Source organism: Streptosporangium sp. LJ11 (genome assembly GCF_051918945.1).
Classification (GTDB): domain Bacteria; phylum Actinomycetota; class Actinomycetes; order Streptosporangiales; family Streptosporangiaceae; genus Streptosporangium.
This window is the reverse complement of the sequence record NZ_JBPXMB010000043.1, coordinates 23,794-43,768: the sequence shown is the minus strand read 5'-3', so window position 1 is coordinate 43,768 and position 19,975 is coordinate 23,794. Positions and strand designations below refer to the sequence as shown.

The 19,975-nt window shown below is 70.5% G+C and carries 17 protein-coding genes and 1 pseudogene; 10 read left to right on the top strand and 8 right to left on the bottom strand.

Annotated features, from left to right (window positions below):
* Positions 1-10: 10 nt before the first annotated feature.
* Positions 11-568 (bottom strand): GDP-mannose 4,6-dehydratase, encoded by a 558-nt coding sequence (locus ACTOQ3_RS40200; RefSeq protein ID WP_440089063.1) that lies wholly within the window; start codon positions 566-568, stop codon positions 11-13.
* A gap of 67 nt (positions 569-635) precedes the next feature.
* Positions 636-1,748, bottom strand: a complete 1,113-nt coding sequence (locus ACTOQ3_RS40195) for a PucR family transcriptional regulator (RefSeq protein ID WP_440089061.1) — start codon at positions 1,746-1,748, stop codon at positions 636-638.
* A 190-nt stretch (positions 1,749-1,938) separates the two neighbouring features.
* Here ACTOQ3_RS40195 and ACTOQ3_RS40190 point away from each other — a divergent pair, with 190 nt between their 5' ends.
* The 4 genes from ACTOQ3_RS40190 (at position 1,939) to ACTOQ3_RS40175 (ending at position 7,093) form a co-directional block, all read left to right on the top strand.
* The gene (locus ACTOQ3_RS40190; RefSeq protein ID WP_440089060.1) at positions 1,939-3,537 is read left to right on the top strand and encodes a sensor histidine kinase; all 1,599 of its coding nucleotides are present in this window, start codon (positions 1,939-1,941) and stop codon (positions 3,535-3,537) included.
* Positions 3,528-4,175, top strand: coding sequence for a response regulator (locus ACTOQ3_RS40185; RefSeq protein WP_440089058.1), 648 nt, complete (start codon positions 3,528-3,530; stop codon positions 4,173-4,175). Before ACTOQ3_RS40190 ends, ACTOQ3_RS40185 begins: the two co-directional genes overlap by 10 nt.
* A 302-nt stretch (positions 4,176-4,477) precedes the next feature.
* Entirely contained in the window at positions 4,478-4,855 is a 378-nt protein-coding gene (locus tag ACTOQ3_RS40180; RefSeq protein WP_440089056.1) for a hypothetical protein, read from the top strand.
* A gap of 198 nt (positions 4,856-5,053) precedes the next feature.
* Entirely contained in the window at positions 5,054-7,093 is a 2,040-nt protein-coding gene (locus ACTOQ3_RS40175) for a glycosyl hydrolase family 28-related protein (protein ID WP_440089054.1), read from the top strand.
* A 156-nt stretch (positions 7,094-7,249) separates the two neighbouring features.
* Here the strand turns inward: ACTOQ3_RS40175 and ACTOQ3_RS40170 are convergent, their stop codons facing one another.
* The 3 genes from ACTOQ3_RS40170 to ACTOQ3_RS40160 all read right to left on the bottom strand — a co-directional run bounded on the left by ACTOQ3_RS40170 (position 7,250) and on the right by ACTOQ3_RS40160 (position 9,817).
* Positions 7,250-8,011 (bottom strand): ABC transporter permease, encoded by a 762-nt coding sequence (locus tag ACTOQ3_RS40170; protein ID WP_440089053.1) that lies wholly within the window; start codon positions 8,009-8,011, stop codon positions 7,250-7,252.
* Between the two features lie 35 nt (positions 8,012-8,046).
* Complete coding sequence (locus tag ACTOQ3_RS40165; RefSeq protein WP_440089051.1) at positions 8,047-9,057, bottom strand: ATP-binding cassette domain-containing protein; 1,011 nt, start codon at positions 9,055-9,057, stop codon at positions 8,047-8,049.
* Positions 9,058-9,361: 304 nt separating this feature from the next.
* Complete coding sequence (locus tag ACTOQ3_RS40160; RefSeq protein ID WP_440089049.1) at positions 9,362-9,817, bottom strand: DoxX family protein; 456 nt, start codon at positions 9,815-9,817, stop codon at positions 9,362-9,364.
* Between the two features lie 567 nt (positions 9,818-10,384).
* Here ACTOQ3_RS40160 and ACTOQ3_RS40155 point away from each other — a divergent pair.
* Positions 10,385-10,741, top strand: a pseudogene (locus tag ACTOQ3_RS40155) (helix-turn-helix domain-containing protein); the annotation flags it as partial.
* Between the two features lie 94 nt (positions 10,742-10,835).
* On the opposite strand, the gene ACTOQ3_RS40150 reads toward ACTOQ3_RS40155, so the two are convergent.
* Entirely contained in the window at positions 10,836-11,633 is a 798-nt protein-coding gene (locus ACTOQ3_RS40150) for a thymidylate synthase (RefSeq protein WP_440089047.1), read from the bottom strand.
* Positions 11,634-11,688: 55 nt separating this feature from the next.
* Complete coding sequence (locus ACTOQ3_RS40145) at positions 11,689-12,201, bottom strand: RrF2 family transcriptional regulator (RefSeq protein WP_440089082.1); 513 nt, start codon at positions 12,199-12,201, stop codon at positions 11,689-11,691.
* Positions 12,202-13,074: 873 nt separating this feature from the next.
* Here ACTOQ3_RS40145 and ACTOQ3_RS40140 point away from each other — a divergent pair.
* The 3 genes from ACTOQ3_RS40140 (at position 13,075) to ACTOQ3_RS40130 (ending at position 16,392) form a co-directional block, all read left to right on the top strand.
* Positions 13,075-13,494, top strand: a complete 420-nt coding sequence (locus tag ACTOQ3_RS40140; protein WP_440089046.1) for a hemerythrin domain-containing protein — start codon at positions 13,075-13,077, stop codon at positions 13,492-13,494.
* 460 nt (positions 13,495-13,954) lie between these two features.
* Positions 13,955-15,292: a cytochrome b gene (locus ACTOQ3_RS40135; protein ID WP_440089044.1), complete on the top strand. Its 1,338-nt coding sequence runs from the start codon at positions 13,955-13,957 to the stop codon at positions 15,290-15,292.
* Positions 15,289-16,392, top strand: a complete 1,104-nt coding sequence (locus tag ACTOQ3_RS40130; protein WP_440089042.1) for an NAD(P)/FAD-dependent oxidoreductase — start codon at positions 15,289-15,291, stop codon at positions 16,390-16,392. Before ACTOQ3_RS40135 ends, ACTOQ3_RS40130 begins: the two co-directional genes overlap by 4 nt.
* 33 nt (positions 16,393-16,425) lie before the next feature.
* Here ACTOQ3_RS40130 and sigJ read toward each other — a convergent pair whose 3' ends face one another.
* Positions 16,426-17,388: an RNA polymerase sigma factor SigJ gene (sigJ, locus tag ACTOQ3_RS40125; protein ID WP_440089041.1), complete on the bottom strand. Its 963-nt coding sequence runs from the start codon at positions 17,386-17,388 to the stop codon at positions 16,426-16,428.
* Positions 17,389-17,784: 396 nt separating this feature from the next.
* Between sigJ and ACTOQ3_RS40120 the strand changes: the two genes are divergently transcribed.
* Together ACTOQ3_RS40120 and ACTOQ3_RS40115 are read left to right on the top strand one after the other, a co-directional pair.
* On the top strand, positions 17,785-17,991 hold the full coding sequence (locus ACTOQ3_RS40120; RefSeq protein ID WP_440089040.1) for a hypothetical protein: 207 nt from the start codon (positions 17,785-17,787) through the stop codon (positions 17,989-17,991).
* Positions 17,925-19,973 (top strand): SpoIIE family protein phosphatase, encoded by a 2,049-nt coding sequence (locus ACTOQ3_RS40115; protein ID WP_440089038.1) that lies wholly within the window; start codon positions 17,925-17,927, stop codon positions 19,971-19,973. Before ACTOQ3_RS40120 ends, ACTOQ3_RS40115 begins: the two co-directional genes overlap by 67 nt.
* Positions 19,974-19,975 lie beyond the last annotated feature (2 nt).

Genomic DNA, 19,975 nt, shown 5'->3' with positions numbered 1-19,975 from the left:
GCGGGTGCCGTCAGGGCCAGGAGGAGTCCTGCTCGGGGTCGCCACCGTCGGACAGCAGCCGGACGTCCGCCTCGACCATCATGGCGACGAGCCCCTCGAACCCCACCGTCGGCTCCCAGCCGAGCTGCACCCTCGCCTTCTTCGGGTCGGCGCACAGCAGGTCCACCTCCGCCGGGCGGTGCAGCGACCGGTCGACCACGACGTACCGCTCCCCGTCGAGCTCGGCCGCCTCGAAGGCCGCGACGACCAGCTCGCGCACCGAGCGCGTCCGGCCGGTGCCGATGACGTAGTCCTCGGCGGTCCCTGCCCGCAGCATCAGGCGCATGGCCTTGACGTAGTCGCCGGCGTACCCCCAGTCGCGCCGGGCCTCCAGGTTGCCGAGCCGCAGGTCGGCGGCCGGGCCCAGCTTGATCCTCGCGGCGCCGAGCGTCACCTTGCGGGTGACGAACTCCGCTCCGCGCCGGGGCGACTCGTGGTTGAACAGGATGCCGGACACCGCGAACATCCCGTAGGACTCGCGGTAGTTCTGGGTGAGGAAGTGCCCGTAGGCCTTTAGTGATCGTGACACATCGCTACATACCGGACTTCGAAACAGGTCCTAGGCCCGCCATGCGAGCCGGACGAACTGAGGCGAACTAGGCGAGATCCCGGGAGATGAGCGCCGCCTGCAGCAACCGCGCCTCGGCGGGGACCGCCAGGTCCAACCCGGTCAGCGCGCGCACCCGGTGCAACCGGTAGTCCAGGGTGTTGCGGTGGATGCACAGCTCCAACGCGGTCCGGCGGCGGTTGTATCCGCGGTCGACGAACACGCGCAACGTCTCCAGCAGGTACGGATGCTCCTCCAGCGGGTCGAGCTTGGCCGCCAGCCGGACCAGCCCGTCACCCGGACGCGCGAGCTGGTACTCCAGCAGCACGTCGTCGAGGCGATAGCACCCGGGCGGGCGGCCGAGCCGCTGGACGAGTTCCAGCACGCGGCCCGCCTCCTCCGCCGCCGACGGGATGGCCGCCGGTTCGGCGGCCTGGGCGGCGGCGGCGAGAACGGGCTCTCCCACCTCCTCCGCGAGCCTGGCCACCAGGCCGGGCAGGTCGGACCCGCCGGGCAGCAGCGCGATCCCGGCGACGTGGTCCATCAGCACCGGGATGCCCGTATGGGCGTCGAGCGAGGACTGCACCAACCTGGCCGGCGGGTTCGACGCGAACGCGAACGCCACCACCTCGTGCTCGCCGGCCACCACGACCCGCGCCGCCTCCGCCGGTTCCTCGTACGGCCGGCCGGCCAGCAGGGCGGTCAGCAGGGCCCGCCGTATCCGCTTGTCCTCGCTGTGGATGTCCTCCTGGGCGTGCAGGTGGGCGAGCACGACGGCGGGCATGGCCGCGCGCAGGCAGGCGAGCAGGCTCGCACCCGCCCCGGCCAGTTCCCCGGGCTCCGCGACCTCGGTCAGTGCCTGCCACCACACGTCGGCGCCGATCAAATAGGCGGCGATCACCGCCTCCAGGGGCACGCGTTCCTCGGCTCGGCGCGCCGACCACTCGATGAGCCGGGTCAGGTCACCCGGGCCCATCGCGCCCTCGTCACGCAGTCCCCGCAGCAGCAGGCCGTGCACCGCAACGATCGACCGGGTCACCTCGCCGTCGAGGGTCTGGCGCGGCAGCGCCCCGTAGAACGGCACCTCCGCCGAGCAGCGCGCGACCACGGCCGCGGTGAGGTCACCGGCCAGGGAGGCCATCCGGGCGTGGAGATCGGGCATCGGCGAATCGTCACATCGCCCGAACCCCGCCGTCAACGCGTCATGACCGATCTTGGAAGCGTGGACCGGGCGATACTCTGGAGCGGGTGGCAACGCCCGCGGCCCCGCGGCCCCTCGGCGGCCGCGCGCCCGCCCCGTTTCCGGAGCCGGCCACGGATCGGAGGTCCTGATCGCCGCCGTCACCGACCTCGTGGATCCCGTTTCCGCCGTTCCGGCGAGCGGGACGGTCACCGCCGTCACGGCGGCGGGTGTCGCCGCGGCCTTCATCGGCGCCGGTCTGGTCGCCATCCGCGTACGGCCCCGCAACCGGGTCGGGCCGCTGATGATCATTATTGGCCTGTTCTGGCTCCTCGCCAGGTTCGCGCCCCTGCCGGCGACGGCGGGCGGTGTCCGTACGGCGCTGGCGGGCACGTGGGCGGCGGTGCTCGCGCATCTGGTGGTGGCGTTTCCCACCGGGCGCCTCGGCGCGCGGCTGCCGCGAGCCGTCGTCGGAACGGCGTACCTGAGCATGGCCGGTGTCGCGGTGCTGGGCACCACCGGGCTCGCGTCGAGCGCGGTGGTCCAGGGCGCCGCGACGGCCGGGGCCGTGCTGAGCGGCCTGGCCGTGATGGGCCTGCAGGTGAGCCGGTGGCGTGACAGCACCGTGACACGGCGCCGGTCGCTCAATCCCGTGTTCGCCGCCGCCGTGGTGGCGACGGCGCTGTTCGTGACGCTCAAGCCGGTGATGATCGCCGGTGTGGCGGTACAGGGTCTGACACCGGTGATGCAGGTGGCACTCGCCGCCGTCCCGCTGGCGTACGTGGGCGGTCTCCTGCGGCGGCGCATCGACCGCGGCGGGATCGCCGGGCTGGTCGTCCACCTTCGCGGCGTCTCACAGCCGGTGAGCATCCAGCGCGCCCTGGCCGGGGTCCTCCACGATCCGACCCTGCGGGTCGGGTACTGGACGCCGGAGTCGAGCCGGTACGTGGACGTCGACGGCCGGGCCCTGCCCCCGCCGGACGGCGGCGACCGCGTGGCGACCCGCGTCGACCACGACGGTGCCCCGCTCGCGCTGCTGGTGCACGATCCGGTGTTGCTGGACGATCCCGAGCTGGTCGAGGCCGCCTGTGCCGCGGCCGCGCTGGCCCTGTCGAACGAGCGGCTGACCGCCGAGCTGAGGGCACGGCTGCAGCAGCTCGCCGAGTCGCGCGGCCAGGTTCTGCGCGCGGCCGAGACGGAACGCCGGCGGCTGGAGCGAGACCTGCACGACGGCGTGCAGCAACGGCTCCTGTCCATCCCCATGACGCTCGGCCTGGCGGAGTCGAGGCTGACCACCCATCCGGACCAGGCGCGGGCGCTCGTCGGCGAGGCGAAGACCACCACGCTGGCCGTTCTCGACGAGTTGCGGGCCCTGTCGCAGGGCATCCACCCGCCGATGCTGACCGAGCGCGGCCTGCGCGGTGCCGTCCGGGAACTGGCCGCGCTCGCACCGGTGCCCCTGCGGCTGTCGTTCGAGATCCAGGCGCCGTTGCCGGTGGAGATCGAGACGACGGCGTACTACGTGGTCGCCGAGGCGGTGGCCAACATCACCAAGCACGCCGGCGCGCGGGAGGCACGGGTGCGGGTCGAGCACCGGGGAGGGCGGTTGCTGGTCGAGATATCCGACGACGGCCGCGGCGGGGCCGACCCGGCCCGCGGATCCGGGCTGCGCGGGCTCGCCGAGCGGGTGGCGGCCACCGGCGGAACCCTCAGGACGCACAGTCCCGCCGGCGACGGCACCCTGGTCCAGGCGGTGCTGCCATGCGGGTAGTCATCGCCGAGGACAACATGCTGCTGCGCGAAGGGCTCGCCCGGCTGCTGGCCGAGAGCGGCTTCGACGTCGTGTCGGCCGTCGCCGACTCCACGGCGCTGCTGACCGAGGTGGCGCGGCACCGCCCGGACGTGGCCATCGTCGACATCCGCCTGCCCCCCACCCGGACCGACGAGGGACTGCGGGCGGCCCGGGAGATCCGCCGGCGCCATCCCGGCGTCGGGGTGCTCGTCCTGTCCCAGTACGTCCGGGTCAGCTACACCGTCGAGCTGCTCGACGACGGCGCCCACGGTGTCGGCTACCTGCTCAAGGACAGGGTGTCCGACCTGGCGGGGTTCGCGGCGTCGGTCCGGCAGGTGGGCGGCGGCGGTTCGGCGTTCGACCCGATCGTCGTCGACCAGCTGGTCGGCCGCCGTGCTCGCGCCGACGACCCGTTGCGCGCGCTCACCGGCCGCGAGCGCGAGGTCCTCGCGCTGATGGCCGAGGGCCGCACCAACCAGGCCGTCGCGGAACGGATCGGCATCGCCGAACGGACCGTGGAGAAGCACTGCACGAGCATCTTCGCCAAGCTCGGACTGCCGGCGAGCGCCGACGACCACCGCCGGGTCCTCGCCGTCCTGCGCTACCTCGACACTTGACCTCCTCCCCGGCTTGAAGGGCCGGGGATTCTCCCGTCGCGTCGCGGTCAAGCGGCGCGCGGGCCTTCGCCCCCGGGCTGAAACCCGGAGCACCGGCCCGCGTTCCGGTAGCCGGCCGCACCCGTGGGGGACGGTCAACCGTCCCCCACGGGTGCGGCGAGCACGGCCCCGGACGGGTGCTGCCCGGCTTCCGGCGCCGGTGTCGCCGTCGCACACTCGGACGTCAGACGACTCGGACGTCCGAGGCCCACGGCCTCGGACGGGACGACGTCCGATCGCCCGGAGAAGAGGAGAGGACGGCGATGTCCGCCATGACGATGTCCGCCATGACGACGAGGAACGCGACGACGACGGCCCGGTGGTTGATCGTCGCGCTGACGGTGACGATGATCTACTACTTCGTCACCTCGAACGCGATACGCCCCGGGAACCCGTTCCTGGTGCCCGACATGATTCTCACGGTGCTGCTGCCCGTCTCGGCCGCTTTCCGGGGGCGGTTCGCCGTGCCGGCGATGATATTCGCCCTCGCCTGGTCGGCGGCCGTCTGGACCGTGTCGCTCTGCACGTACATCACGCGTGGAGCCTTCGCGGACGGAGCGAACCACCTCGCCCTGATCATTCCCAGCGTCGTGGCCGCCGGGCTGCTGGCGGTCAGCGCGAGACATCGCAACGACACATGACAAGCGCTGCAAGAACCTGAGAGGTGTCCGCAGCTATAAAGCAAGATTACGAAACTATTTCGCAGGAGCCTTGTGGAACGAGGCATCGGAGTCCTACTGTCACCTCACCCTCGTGGCGTTCGCTCCGCCCCGAGTGCCTTCAGGTGTTCACCCCCCGAGAGAAACGAGCATCCGATGTCACGGAGCATCACAGGAGCTGTGGCGAGATGGACCGGCAGGCCACCGCGAAGGGCGCCGGCGGTGGTCGCGGCGGTGGTCGCGGCCTCCGTCGGTCTCGGCGTCGTGCCCGGCGCCCCGGCCCTCGCCGGCACGGGCGGGGCACCGGCTCCCGTGGTGACGCGCGCCGCCCTCGACCCGTCGCTCGTCGCGGGCCGGGGCGCCGACGTCGCCTTCGCCGAGCAGGAGGCGGAGAACGCCACGACGAACGGCACGGTCATCGGCCCGGACCGCGCCGCGTACACGCTGGCGGGGGAGGCGTCCGGCCGCAAGGCGGTCAGGCTGACGCCGGGCCGGCACGTCGAGTTCACGCTGCCGAAGACGGCCAACGCGATCACCGTGCGCTACAGCATTCCGGACGCCCCCGACGGGGGCGGCATCACCGCGCCGCTCGACGTCACGGTGAACGGCGGGGGCAGGAAGGTGATGACCCTCACGTCGCAGTACTCGTGGCTGTACAACCAGTATCCGTTCACGAACGACCCGAACGCCGACCTGCTGCACCCCGACTGGTGGATCACCGAGTGCGCCTGCGTGCCCAGCGCCACGACGCCCGCCCCGACGATCACGAAGCCGTTCCGCCCGACCCACTTCTACGACGAGCAGCGTCTCCTGCTCGGCAGGACGTACCGCGCGGGTGACAAGGTGCGGCTCACGGTCCCGGCCGGGAGCAACGCGGCGTGGACGGTCATCGACCTGCTCGACTCGGAGCTCGTCGGCGCGCCGCACGTCAGGGTCGTCGCGGCGAACGTGCTGGCGTTCGGCGCCGACCCGCTCGGCCGGCGCGACTCCGCCGACGCGATCGACAGGGCGATCGCCTTCGCCAAGCGCAACCGCCTCAAGGTCTACATCCCGCCGGGCGTCTACCAGGTGAACCGCCACATCATCGTCGACAACGTGACGATCGAGGGCGCCGGCAACTGGTACACGATCATCAGGGGCAAGGAGGTCACCCTTCCCGCCCCGGCCCCCGACGGCTCGGTGCACACCGGTGTCGGCTTCTACGGCAAGGACGCGTCGGCCGGCGGAAGCAGGAACGTGCACCTGTCCGGCTTCGCGATCGAGGGCGACGTCCGCGAGCGCATCGACACCGACCAGGTGAACGGCATCGGCGGGGCGCTGAGCGACTCGACCGTCGACGGCCTCCACATCCACCGCACCAAGGTGGGCATGTGGTTCGACGGGCCGATGAGGAACCTGAAGATCACGAACAACATCATCGTCGACCAGATCGCCGACGCCCTCAACTTCCACGGCGGTGTCACGGACTCGGTCGTGTCGAACAACTTCACCCGCAACACCGGTGACGACGGCCTCGCCCTGTGGTCCGAGAAGATCGCCAACGCCCGCAACACGTTCGACCGCAACACCGTGCAGACGCCGACCCTCGCGAACGGCATCGCCGTCTACGGCGGCACGGACAACACCGTCTCGAACAACCTCGTCGCCGACCCGATCCGCGAGGGCAGCGGCATCCACGTCGGCTCCCGCTTCGGCGCCGAGGCGTTCGCCGGAAAACTGTCGATCAAGGACAACACCACGGTCCGGGCCGGCACGTACGAGCTGAACTGGAACATCGGCCTGGGGGCCATCTGGCTCTACGCGCTCGACAAGAACATCGAGGCGGACATCCAGGTGGTCGGGAACCACTTCCTCGACAACACCTACAACGCGATCATGCTGGTCAGTGACTGGGGCGTGAAGGACCTCTACTCGATCACGAACGTCCACTTCAAGGACATCAGGGTCGACGGCACCGGCACCTCCGTGGTCAGCGCCCGGGTGAAGGGGTCGGCCTCCTTCGAGAACGTGGACGCCCGCAACGTCGGCGCGGTCGGCGTCAACAACTGCGGCTCGTTCAACTTCCCGCCCACCGGTTCGGAGTTCTCGCTGACGGACCTCGGCGGCAACGACGGGGGCGGCACCACCGGAGCCTGGCTCGCCCCGTGGATGCTGCCGAACACCATCACCTGCGACGACCGTCCGCCGGTCGTCGCGCCGCCGGCGCCGTCCCCGTGGTGATCCCGTGGTGATCCTTCGCCGCGGCGCGTCTTCGGCGCCGTCGACCTGACCGGCAGGCCGCCCGGGGTTCCCGGGCGGCCTGCCGTTCCCCGTACCGGCCGAGGTGCGCGTCTCCACGGCGGGCGGCCGGGCCCATCGGTGACCGGTCAACGGGTGTCAGACGCCGCGGCGCATCGACCTGGTGCCGATCACCAGGCCCACCGCGGCGACGGCGCAGGCGCAGAGCGTCCCGTACAGCACCGACGTGTCCGCGAAACGGCCGGAGAACAGCGCCCGCTCCGCCTCGACGACGTAGGAGACAGGGTTCAGCGCGGCGACGGCTTGGAGCCACCCCGGGCCCGAGTCCACCGGCAGCAGCACCCCCGACAGCAGCATCAGCGGGAACATCACCAGCTGGGTGACCCCGTAGAACAGATCACCGCCCGGGCTGGACGCGATCGCGAGGGCGAAGGAGAGCGCGCCCAGGCCGATCCCGAACACGGCCAGCACCGCCAGGCCGGCCAGCACGCCCGTGGGGTGCGGGCGGAATCCCAGTGGCGTCGCGAGGACGATGATCAGCGCGGCCTGGGCCAGCAGGATGGCGAACTCCTTCATCGTCCGGCCGATCAGCATCGCCGTGCGGTTCAGCGGGGTGACCAGCATGCGCTCCATCGAGCCGCCGATCAGATCGATCAGCAGGGAGTATCCGGCCATCATCGGCCCGGACAGGCACATCATGATCAGGATGCCGGGCACGAACCACTGCCACGGCGAGCCCTGGCCCTCGAAGCCTCCCGTTCCCGCGAGCAGAGGGCCGAACAGGAACAGGAAGAGCAGCGGCTGGCCCATGGTGAAGAGGAGCCCGAGGGGTTCGCGCACCACGGGGGCGAACTCGCGGGAGAAGACGGTTCCGGTGTCACGGAAGAACTGCACGCTCACGGTGGGGCCTTTCCGGCCGGTGGGGGAGGGGACGGTCAAACACCGCTCGTGTCGTTCGGGAGCCCGCCGGCGTCGGCCGGGAGCTCGCCGGTCTCGTCGCTCTCGCGCAGGCTGCGGCCGGTCAGCGCGAGGAACACGTCGTCCAGCGTGGGGCGGGTGGTCTCGGCGGTGCCGACCTTCACCCCGGAGGACTCCAGCGACCGGAGATACTCCGGCAGTGCCACGCCCGCGTGGGGCACCCGCAGCCGCACCGTCGTCCCGTCGACGGTGACCGCGCCGGGACCGGCGATCCGCTCGGCGATGCCGGCGGCCCTCGCCGCCCCCGGCTCGTCGTGGACGGTGATCGTGACGCGGTCACCGGCCAGGTCGCTTTTCAGCCGCTCGGCCGTCCCGTCGGCGATGATCCGGCCGTGGTCGATGATCACCACCCGCTCGGCCATGCTGTCGGCCTCCTCCAGGTAGTGAGTGGTCAGGAAGAGGGTCGTGCCGTGCAGCTCGCGCAGCCGCAGGATGTGCTCCCAGATGTTGGCGCGGCTCTGCGGGTCGAGACCGGTCGAGGGCTCGTCCAGGAACAGCAGCTCGGGCCGGTGGATGAGCCCCAGGGCGACGTCGAGGCGGCGGCGCTGGCCGCCGGACAGGGTGCCGGGCTTGCGGGTGGCCAGCGGCTCCAGGTCCAGCAGGCCGAGGATCTCGTCGGCCCGCCGGCGCGCCTCCGGCCCGCGGAGGCCGTAGCAGCGCGCCTGGGTCACCAGCTCGTCGCGGACGCGGAAGTTCTCGCCCGAGCCGTTCTTCTGGCCGACGTACCCGATGCGGGCGCGAACCCCCGCCGGGTCCGACACGACGTCGCGGCCCGCGACGATCGCGGTTCCCGACGTCGGCGGGAGCAGGGAGGTCAGCATCCGCAGGCTGGTGGACTTCCCGGCACCGTTGGGGCCGAGAAAGGCCACCAGCTGGCCCGCCTCCACATCGATGTCGAGGCCGCGTACGGCGTCGACGCTTCCCTTTCTCACCTTGAATCGCCGGGTCAGCCCTCGGGCATGGATCATCGTCCCCTCCTCGGGGTGGGCACGGGCGGTGGGTGGCATGCCGAACAGACCCCTGGTCGGGGGCTCGGCCGGAGATGCTTCATCCTTGACCGGGCGATCCGGGTTTGGCAAACGTGAAAGATGTGTTCACGTTCTGCCTGACCTGCGGAAACGTGCTCCCGTGCGGCGTGCCGTACGGCCGTGTCGACCTTCGCCCCGAACCGGTCCACGCGCGCTGACGTGGGCTTTTCGTCAATCCCGCCGAAGAGATGAAAAAGATGCGGATTTCCGCCGTGAGCTCGCCGGACCCCGTGCGTTCCGGCGGTCAGTTCCCCCCGGAACGCACGGCGACATGGGCGGGACCGGGCTCCGGGGAGGCTTCCCGGTGGCGCTGGAGCAGGCTGTCGAGTGCCCACGGGCCCGCGCCCAGCACGGCGATGAGCAGGAACGACCAGCAGAACATCGCCGAAGGCTCACCGCCGTTGCGCAGCGGCAGGAGCTCCTGCGGCAGGTGCACCACGAAGAACGCGTACGCCATCGAACCGGACGCGAGGATCGCGGCGGGACGGGTGAGGAGTCCGGCGAGGACGAGACCGCCGCAGAGCACCTGGACGAGCGCGGCCCACCAGCCGGGCCAGACCGCGAAATCGACCGCCCGGCCGGTGGCGGGGTTACCGCCGAAGACGCCGAACATCGACGCCACGCCGTGGCAGAGGAAAAGGAAGCCCGTCACCATGCGGAAGAGCGAGAGCACCGGCCCGCCGAATCGGTCGATCTTCATCGATTCACCCCTGTTCTCGTGACGCGAGGCCGTCCCTCGTCCCAGCCTCGCATCGCCACCGCCCGGGAACGCGCCCGCGCGCGCGTCCTGGTGATCCCCTGTCAAGATTTGGCGTCGCCCGGGGACCCGGCACGGGAGAAGCGGTTGTCCCGGACGGGGCGAGGAGACGAGGGCGACTTTCACGGCTCGTGCGTGCGCTTGTCGCGGATCTTGACCACCCAGGTATCCCGTTGTTCATCCGGCCGTCACCATCTGATGGGGAGGTGGGTTTTGATCAACCTGCCCCTCGGCACGCCGCCGGCGGGCGAACACAGGCTCCGAGTCCTCCGCCGCCTTCTTCGACGCGTTGGGTGGCCAACTGGACGGGCGGGGCCCGAGCGTTCGCGACGACCTCTTCCACCTGGCCGGCGAGCGCGGCTGGGTGCAGCCCACGACCGCGCTGCGTGTGCTGCCGCCGGGTGACTCGATCACCCATGGCGTCGGCGGGAGTCCCGAGGGCGTCGGCTACCGCGCTCGCCTGTGGAGCGAACCGCAGGACGACACCAGCACGCTGGACTTCGTCGGCTCCGTGGACTCCGGGCAGCGGAGCGGGAAGAGATCGCGTTGTGCCGTGCTCAGAAGGTCGGCGTGCGCGAGATCGCGCGGCGTCTGGGGCGCTCGCCCTCGACGATCTCCCGCGAGATCCGGCGCAACGCCTCAGCGCGGACCCATGACGTGGAGTATCGCGCGACGGTCGCGCAATGGCACGCTGAACGCCGGGTCCGGCGACCGAAGACCGCGAAACTGGCCACCAACCGGCGGCTGCGTGAGTATGTGCAGGAGCGGCCGGCCGGACGGGTCCGCTACCCGGACGGCACGGCGGTGGCGGGGCCACGGACGGCGTCGTGGAAGGGGCCGGCTCACCCCCGGCAGCGCCCTCGCCGTCGTGCTGTGGATCGTCGCCTCCGCCGTTTCCGCTTCACCACCCTCCCGCCGCCGATCCCGCCACCCGGGGTTCGCGCCCGGATCAGCCCGGCGTTCACACCGCCACCGGGGCTTTGATGGCCGGATGATGCCGGTAGCCGAGCACCTCCACGTCGGAGTAGGCGTAGTCGAAAAGCGAGTCGGCCCGGCGTAGACGCAGCCCGGGGAACTCGAACGGGGTGCGCGAGAGCTGCTCGGTCACCTGCTCGACGTGGTTGTCGTAGATGTGGCAGTCGCCGCCGTTCCAGATGAAGTCGCCTGGTTCGAGGCCGGCCTGCTGCGCCACCATGTGCGTGAGCAGGGCGTAGCCGGCGATGTTGAACGGGACGCCGAGGAACAGGTCCGCGCTGCGTTGGTACAGCTGGCAGGAGAGCCTGCCGCCGGCGACGTGGAACTGGAAGAGGGCATGACATGGCGCGAGTGCCATTTCGGTCAGCCCGGCGACGTTCCAGGCCGAGACGACCATCCGGCGGGAGTCCGGATCGCGGCGCAGGGTGTCGAGAACGTCGCTGATCTGGTCGATGTGCCTGCCGTCCGGGGCGGGCCAAGAGCGCCACTGCGTTCCGTAGACCGGGCCGAGTTCGCCGTCCGCGTCGGCCCACTCGTCCCAGATGGTGACGCCGTGCTCGCGCAGCCAGCCGACGTTCGAGTCGCCACGCAGGAACCACAGCAGTTCGTACACGATGGGCCTGATGAGCACTTTCTTAGTGGTGATCAGCGGGTATCCCCGCGAGAGGTCGTAGCGCAGTTGGTGCCCGAAGACACTTCGGGTGCCGATGCCCGTCCGGTCGGCTTTGGCCGTCCCGGTGGTGAGCACCAGCCGCAACAGGTTTTCGTACTGGGCGTCCGCCACAGCCGTCGATCCTCCCAGCTCAAGGGCGTTTTTCCGGGTGAGGGGCCGGGTCGGCTCACATCGCCTGGAAGCCCGAGGCCAGGGCTCCCGGTTCGGCCTCGCCCGCGTCCAACCAGGTCCTGATCCCGGCCAGTGCGCCGGGGCCGAGGTCCGAGCCGACATCGTGGGCCAGATCGGTCACGGAGACGGAGCGAAGTGCCTCTCGCCAGGCCGTCTCGGCGCCGGCCATGGCGCGGGAGATGGGACAGGGCGTGGTGCAGGCCTGTGGCGCGGCGGCCAGCGGGCCGCGTCGGCGGATCTCGGTGCAGACGAAGGGCGAGCCTGGCCCGTCGACGGCCTCGACGATGTCGAGCACCGTGATCAGCTCGGGCGAGCGGGTGAGGACGTAGCCGCCCGCCTTGCCCTGGACCGAGTGGACGAGTCCGGCGCGCGAGAGGGCTTGAAGGTGCTTGGCGAGGTAACTGGGCGAGACGTCGTGCAACCGCGCCAGCCGCGCGGCCGGCACCGGTTCTCGCACCGTGGTCAGGACGACACAGCAGTGCAGTGCCCACTCGACCCCGCTGGACATCTTCACGTGTTCACCGTGTTCCGGTGATACGGCGGAACCCCTGGTCGGGGCAGGCCGAGGATCTCCCGTTCCCAGCCCGCGTCAAGAGGCCCCGGTTCGGCGCGCACACCCCGATGACCTTGGCGCCCTGCGCGCCCGACGCCGGGGCCGTGGGCGGGCCGTCAGGGTGTCGCACGGATGGGTGGGCACAGGGTTGGCCGTTCCCGGCCGCCGGTACGGACGCGAAAGCCGGCTCGATAGTGCCCGCCGCGATCGCCGAAAGCATCACATCGGCCGCGGCGACGCTCGGGTCAACCCTCTTCATGTTCTTCGGGGACATAGAACTGCTCCTCCCGTTCCCGTTCCCGTTGACGTGACGAGGCGGATCGATGCCCGGCGGTGGACGATCCTCCCCACGCTCTTACCCAACACGACGAGACAGGACGTCTTTGTGTGATGGTGCCGGCTGGACACCCGTGATCCGGTGCCGAGGCGCTCGCCATGGGGCGGCGATCCTGACGGGATCATCACAAAGCCCTGCCCTGTGTCGTCGTACCGGGCAAAGAGCGCGGGAGAGGGCGATGGAGCGCGGGGCCGAGCTCTCCGGCGGGGTGGAGGTCAGGGGCCGCCCACTCACCTCGATCGACCGTGAGGCCGTACGCGACCCGCGACGATCCAGGGCGGCTGCTCAACCCTCGTGCGCGACGAACAACATTTATCGAGAACGGTGCACTTTGTCAGGATTATTTATTGTCATTGATGGCCAATTACCGCGTCGGCGATCGAGGGGGAACACCTCCCGCCCCGCACAACCTGAAACGACATTCGATAAACCGATCTGTTGAGGTTTCAATGCATCCGATCGCCGACGGGCCCATGGCCGATGTTCGCGATATGTACATGGCACACACCGCGATGCGTCGCGAGTTCACGCTGCTCCCGAGGCTCGTCTCCGACGTCGCGCCGGGCGACGTCCGGCGTGCCGAGGTCGTCGGAGCCCACGCCGAGCTGATGTGCCGCGTCCTGCACCTGCACCACGAGGGCGAGGACCACGTGTTGTGGCCGAAGCTCCTCGATCGCGGCGGTGAGGAGACCGCGGCCATCGTGCCCGCGATGGAGGAGCAGCACCATGCCATCGAGAAGGCCCACGCGCGGGTAACGGCGCTGCTTCCCGGCTGGCGCGCCACCGGGCGGGGCGGCGCCGAACTCGCGGAGGCCCCGGGCCCGACCATCACCAGCACGTCCGGGCCGGCCCTGGTCAGGGTCTCGCGGAACGCCGCGACCCTGCGCGCCCACCGAGCCGTAACGGGATGAGGCCGCACACCTGCGAAGACGGTGCGACGGTGGCTCGTCGGCCCCGCCGAGCAACCGAGAGTTCCCCCTGCCCCGCTCCCCGTGAGTTGTCTCCTCCAAAACCTCGCCAGCTCGTGGGTTGTCTCTTCTGAGACCTCGCTAGCTCGTGGGTTGCCTCCTCCAAGACCCCGTTCGCTCGCGAGTTGTCCCCTCTAGGACGAGACGGCACGAGCTTGTGCGAGGTCGTTCGCGACGCCTCACCCATCACCTGGCGCTCAAGCGCCGTCCGGGGCCGACGCGGTCGTGTCCAGCCCTTATGGACGCCGGTCCGGCAGTAGTGACGCTTATCACCGTTGTCGACGCGCCATCACCGTCACAACCGTTGGCTCTGTTTCGTCGTGTGAGTAAGGCAAGGTTAGGGGCCCGAATGCTTTCCTTGACGGCCAGGCGCCGCTCATTTCAGTTCTCACACTGGTCATTCATGTTCGCGGAAATCGCCGTCTGGTCATTCGTCGTCCTGGTGGTGACCGGGGCGGTGCTGATGGTGTTCTACGACCCGGGCATGTCCCAGGTGACCTATGACGGCTCGTACAGCCCGCTACGCGGACTCCTCGTCAGCAAGGCCTTCGACTCGACCATGCATCTGAGCCTGGAGCTGCGCGGCGGCCTGCTCATCCGCCAGATCCACCACTGGGCGGCGCTCGTCTTCGTGGCGGCCGTCGTGTCGCAACTGCTGCGCATGTTCCTCACCGGCGCGTTCCGCCGCCCGCGCACCGGGCAGTGGCTGATCTGGGTGACGCTGCTGGCGCTGGGCATGGCCGCGGGCGAGACCGGCAACGTCCTCCCCGACGACATGCTGTCGGGTGGCAGCCTATGGCTGATCATGTCGGTCGCGCAGTCCATCCCCGTGGTCGGAACCTGGGCGCTGTCGCTGCTGTTCGGCCCCGATTTCCCCGGTGACCGGGTCGTTCCGGTCATGTACGGCGGGCACCTGCTGATCGCGGTCGTCATGGCCGCGCTGCTGATCGCCCGTGAACTGCTGGTGCGGCGGCACGGCCACTCCCGGTTCGTCGCCTCGCTGCCGGCGCGGCGGAGCGCACGCCCGACGATGGCGCTCGCGACGATCGGCATGCTGATCATCCTCGGATTCGGCTTCCAGATCGCCCCCATATGGCTGTACGGCCCGGCCAAGCCGACGCAGATCTCGGCGGGCTCGGTTCCCGGCTGGTACATGGGGTTCCTCGACGGTGCCCTGCGGATCATGCCCGGATGGGAACTCACCATCGGCGACCACACGCTCAGCCTCGCGGTCCTCGTCCCCGCACTGGTGATACCCGGGATCTTCTTCACCGCCCTGGCCGTCTACCCGACAGCTGAGCGCTTCCTTGTCTCGCGACGCGGCCGCCGCGACGCGCTGGGCCGGCCCAAGAGCGCAGGCCTCAAGGTCCGCGAGACGCTCGCGCACGACCTGCTCGACCGGCCGCGCGAGACGCCGGTGAGGACGGCCGTCGCGGCCGCCGGCGTCACGTTCTACGGCCTGCTGTGGGCGGCCGCGGCCAACGACCAGATCGCCCTCTGGTTCCACCTCACCGTCGAGGCCGTGACGATCTTCTTCAAGTTCGCCGTGGTCACCGGCCCCGTCATCGCCTTCGTCGTGACCCGGTGGATCTGCCTCGCGCTCCAGCAGGCGGATCACCACGTGGCCGAGCACGGCGTGGAGACCGGGATCATCACACGATCCCCAGATGGCGGGTACCACGAACGGCTGGCACCGGCGCGACAGGAGCGCCGGGAGCCGACGATCACCTCGGGGAGATGAGAGTGACACCGAACAGGCCACAGGTGGTGATCGTCGGAGCCGGGGTCGCCGGATACCAGGCGGCGCTGACCCTGTCCCGCGAGGTGGGCGGCGGCGTGGAGATCGTGCTGGTCAATCCGGCCGCCGTCACGCTGCCCCCGGAGTTGCTCCCGCAGCTGATGACGGGCGCCCTCGACCCGGGTCAGGTGAGCAGGCCGCTGGCCGCGATGCTGCCGCGGGTGCGGGTGGTGCTCGGCACGGTCACCCACATCGACACCCACGCCCGGCGCGTCCTTTACGAGCGCGGCGTGCTGGAGTACGACCGACTGATCATCTCGGCGGGAGGTGTGAGCGAGGTCGCTCACACCTCCACGATCTCGGCGCACAGCGTCGGCTTCCACAACGTCGGCCAGGCCCTCCATCTGCGCGATCACATCCACCGGCAGCTTTCCCTGGCGGCCGCGAGCACCGATCCCTTCGAGCGCGCGGCGTGCTGCACGTTCGTCGTGCTCGGCGCGGGATACGCGGGTACGGCGGCGGCCTCGGCCGGGCAGTCGCTGTCCCAGTCGATCGCCCGTCGCTGTTCGCGGTTGCGCCGGCAGCCGATTCGCTGGATCCTGGCCGATCCCGCCGAGCGACTGCTGCCCGACATGCGGCACCGCCTGTCCAGGACCACGGCGCGGGTGCTGCGGTCGCGGGGCGTGGAGGTCCGGACGCGGACCTCGATCGGCCAGCTCACCTCCCGGGGGCTGCGGCTCACCGACGGCGAGTTCATCCCCACTCGCACGATCGTGTGGAGTTTCGGGGTGCGTCCCGATCCGCTCGTGGTCACCCTCGGACTCGCGGCCGAGCAGGGCAGGATCAGGGTGGACGAGCACCTCGCCGTGCCCGGCGTTCCAAACGTCTACGCCTGCGGCGACGTGGCCGCCGTCCCCGACCCCACCAGGCGCGGCAGGATCGCCCCGATGAGCGGGCGGCATGCGCTGTGTCAAGGCAGGCTGGCGGGCGCCAACGTCGCGGCCTCCCTTGGCTACGGCTCGCGCCGGCCGTACCGGCACCGGATCCAGGACTCCATCGCGGGCCTGATCCGTACGCCGGAGCAGCCGCTGCGGGTGGCCTGAAGCGTGTGGCCCGGAGGCGGCGGCACGCTCCGGTTACGAGCCCGGAGGAAGGCCGCGTGTCGTTCGGTCGGCGCCCTGGCCGGTCCAGGCGCGCAGCTTGTCGGGGTTGACGACCATCCATATCCGGGTGAGCACCTCGCCGCGGGTGTCGGTCGCGATCACCGCCACGGCGACGCCGCCCCTGCGGATGACGGCGCCCGGCCGTCCGTTGACGTCCTCTTCACCGAGTTCCATGTCCGGTTGCTTGCGCAGCAGGCCGAGGAATAGACGGGCCACCTTCTGGGCGCCGACGACCGGGCGCAGAGCGGCGTGCACTTTGCCTCCGCCGTCGGAATGAACGACCACACCGTGATCCAGCGTGGCGACCAGAGCGTCGATGTCCCCGCCCTCGCAGGCCTGCCTGAACGCGGAGATGACCTCGCGGTGCCGCTCGGCGTCGTTCGCCGGGCGGGCCCGTTCCCCGGCCAGTCTGCGTCGGGCGCTGACGGCGAGCTGGCGGCAGGCCGCCGGGCTGCGGCCGGCCACCTCGGCTATCTCGGTGAACGGCATGCCGAAGACGTCGTGCAGCACGAACACGACACGTTCGGCGGGTGTGATCGTCTCCATCACCGTCAGCACGCCCATGCTGACGGAATCCTGCAGCATCATCTGGTCGGCGGGGTCGTCGGCCAGGTCGGCGGCGCTGGTCCAGGCGCCGTGGTCGCGCAGAGGCTCGGGTATCCACTCACCCACGTATTGTTCGCGCCGTGCTCTGGCCGACATCAGGTGATCCAGGCAGATCCGGCTCGTCACCTTGCTCAGCCACGCGATGGGCGACTTGATCTCGCGCCGCTCCCGCTCGGCCATCGTGTACCAGCGTGAATACGCCTCCTGCACGACGTCCTCGGCGTCGTGCGCGGAACCGAGCATCCGGTAGGCGAGCCCCAACAGGGTCCGGCGCTCGGCGAGAGCCGTGTTGTCAAGGATCCGCACCATCTGCCGTACTTCGTCTGTCATGCACCTATGACGATATTGCCGACGCGAATGTGAGTATCCGTACCCGCCCGCTGCCGTCCCCTCATCGGAGGGGGTTCCCTGGGGTGGCGCACACTGCCGTCCGATCGTCGCGCCGCCCGCTTCGGCCCGTCGTCGCCAGCGGGTTCGTGTCCCGGTGGTGGGGATCGACGTGCCGGGGCCCGGCTCGCGAGGCGGCCTTGCGCCGCCCATCCCGGCCGAAGTAAACAAAACTTTACATTGGCATGCGGAAATCGGCTGACGAATGTCCAGGCTGCGTCGTCAGGATGACATGCGAGCCATCACGCCGTCATCGGCGATCACGGTCCCTGTCCCTGCTCCCTACCTGGCCGGACTACCACGGCGAGCGCCCGGCCGTCCGCCGGCTCGGTGCAGCGCATGACGGTCGGCATCGACCACGCGACGATGGTCTTTCAGCGGCTGGAGGAGCGACCGGAGTACATGGTCATGACCCTGCACGGCCGGCGGACGTGGTCGGACACGGCCCGGACCGCCTTCTTCGCCGTCCCGGAGGTGTCGTGGAGCACCTTCACCGCCCGTGCCGGTCACACTGCCGGTCGCGGTGGTGCCGGCGGGGTGTCGTAGCGGTGACGACTCCGACGATCGCACTACTTGACGCCCATGGCACCGTGATCAGGTGGACGCAAGCCGCGGAAGACCTCCTCGGCTACCGCAGCGGCGACGTTCTCCATCGTCGAGGCGTGGACCTGCTCATGCCCGGGGATCGTGCGGCCCAGGTGTCCGCCTGGGCTCGCGGGTACGCTCACCAGAACCACTGGTCAGGCCTCGTCGAGGCCCGGCACCGCGACGGCCACCCGCTCCCGCTGCGCCTCGACGCCTGGCGGCTGGACCTGCTGGGCGGAGGTGTCGTCTGGCTCCTGCTGGCGACGCCGGCGCACGCCGACCAGCCGGGGGGCCAGGTGCTGGAGCCCTTCTTCGGACCATCCCTCGCGGCCCTGTCACTCTGGGACGGCGACCTTCGGTGCGTCGGGCGCAACGAGACGGCACGACGCCTGCGGGCGCCCCTCCTCCCCAGCCGGGCCGCCGGCTCGCCGGAGGAGGTCGTGCCGGCAGCCGCGCTGCGACAGGTGCTCTCCGACGGCATTCCCCTGATCGCCAGAGAGTTTTCCCGGCCCCCGGCGGACGAGCGCAAGGGCCGCACCTTCTCCGTCTCGGTCTTTCGCCTTGACGACGAGGAGGGCCGATCGCCGGTCGTCTGCTCGCTGGTTCACGACATCACCCACACCACGGCGCGCCGGCGGTTGTCGCTGCTTCTCGAAGCGGGCGTCCGGATCGGCGCCACGCTCGACGTCAGCAAGACCGCGCAAGAGCTGGCCGATCTGGCCGTGCCGGTGCTGGCCGACTATGTCACGGTCGATCTCGCCGAATCGGTCCTGCCGGACGACGAACCTCTGCACAGGCTGGCCGCCTCGGACACGAGGATTCCCGTCTTCCGCCGCGCGGGCAAGGCGTCGAGCCACCCCGGACGCCGGGAGTCGCTGTGGGATCTCGGGGACGCCGTGTTCGTGCCTCCCCTGTCTCCCTTCATGAGGGTCATGTCCTCGCGCGCGTCGTATTTCGAACCCGTGCTGGACGCCTCGCCCGGCACCTGGCTCGACGCGGACCCGGACCGAGCCGAGATCATTCACAGCACCGGGGTACACAGTCTGATCATCGTTCCGCTCCTGGCTCGCGGTGACATCCTGGGCATCGTGGTGTTCGTCCGCACCGACAATCCCGAGACGTTCACCGTGGACGACCTCATGCTGGCCGAAGGGCTGGCCGCCCGCGCCGCGCTGAGCATCGACAACGCCCGCCGCTACACCCGTGAGCACACCGCCGCCCTGGCCCTGCAACGCCATCTGCTGCCACGTGCCCTGTGCGGCGGTGGCACGCTCGAGGTGGCCGCGAGTTACCGGCCCTCCGACATCCATGCGGGCGTCGGAGGAGACTGGTACGACGCGATTCCCCTTCCCACCGGTCACCTCGCCCTGGTCATCGGCGACGTGACCGGCCACGGCATCCCCGCCGCCGCCATGATGGGACGCCTGCGCACCGTCGTACGCACCCTCGCGCACCTGGGGCTTCCGCCGGAGGAGGTGCTCACCCACCTCGACCATGTGATCGCACAGATGATCGAGGAGGAGACCACGGCCGACGGCATCGGGCCCGACATCATGGCCGCCACCTGTCTGTACGCGGTTTACGACCCGGCGACCCGGCACTGCACGATGGCCGGCGCCGGTCACCCGCCCCCCGCCATCGTCGACCCAGCCGGCGACGTCACCTTCCCCCGCCTGCCGACCGGCACCCCGATCGGCCTCGGCCTGTGCTCCTACCGATCCCTCGACCTGTACCTCGCCGAAGGCAGCCTGATCGTTCTCTACACCGACGGCCTGATCGAGAGCCGCACGGACGACCTTGAGGCGGGAATGAAGCGACTGGGCGACGTCCTGGCCCGGACGACCCTCCCCGCGCCGGATCTGTGCACGGCGGTGCTCGATGCCCTGACGGGCGAGTCCTTCGAGGACGACGTCGCCCTTCTCATCGCCCGCACCCTTGGATGAGA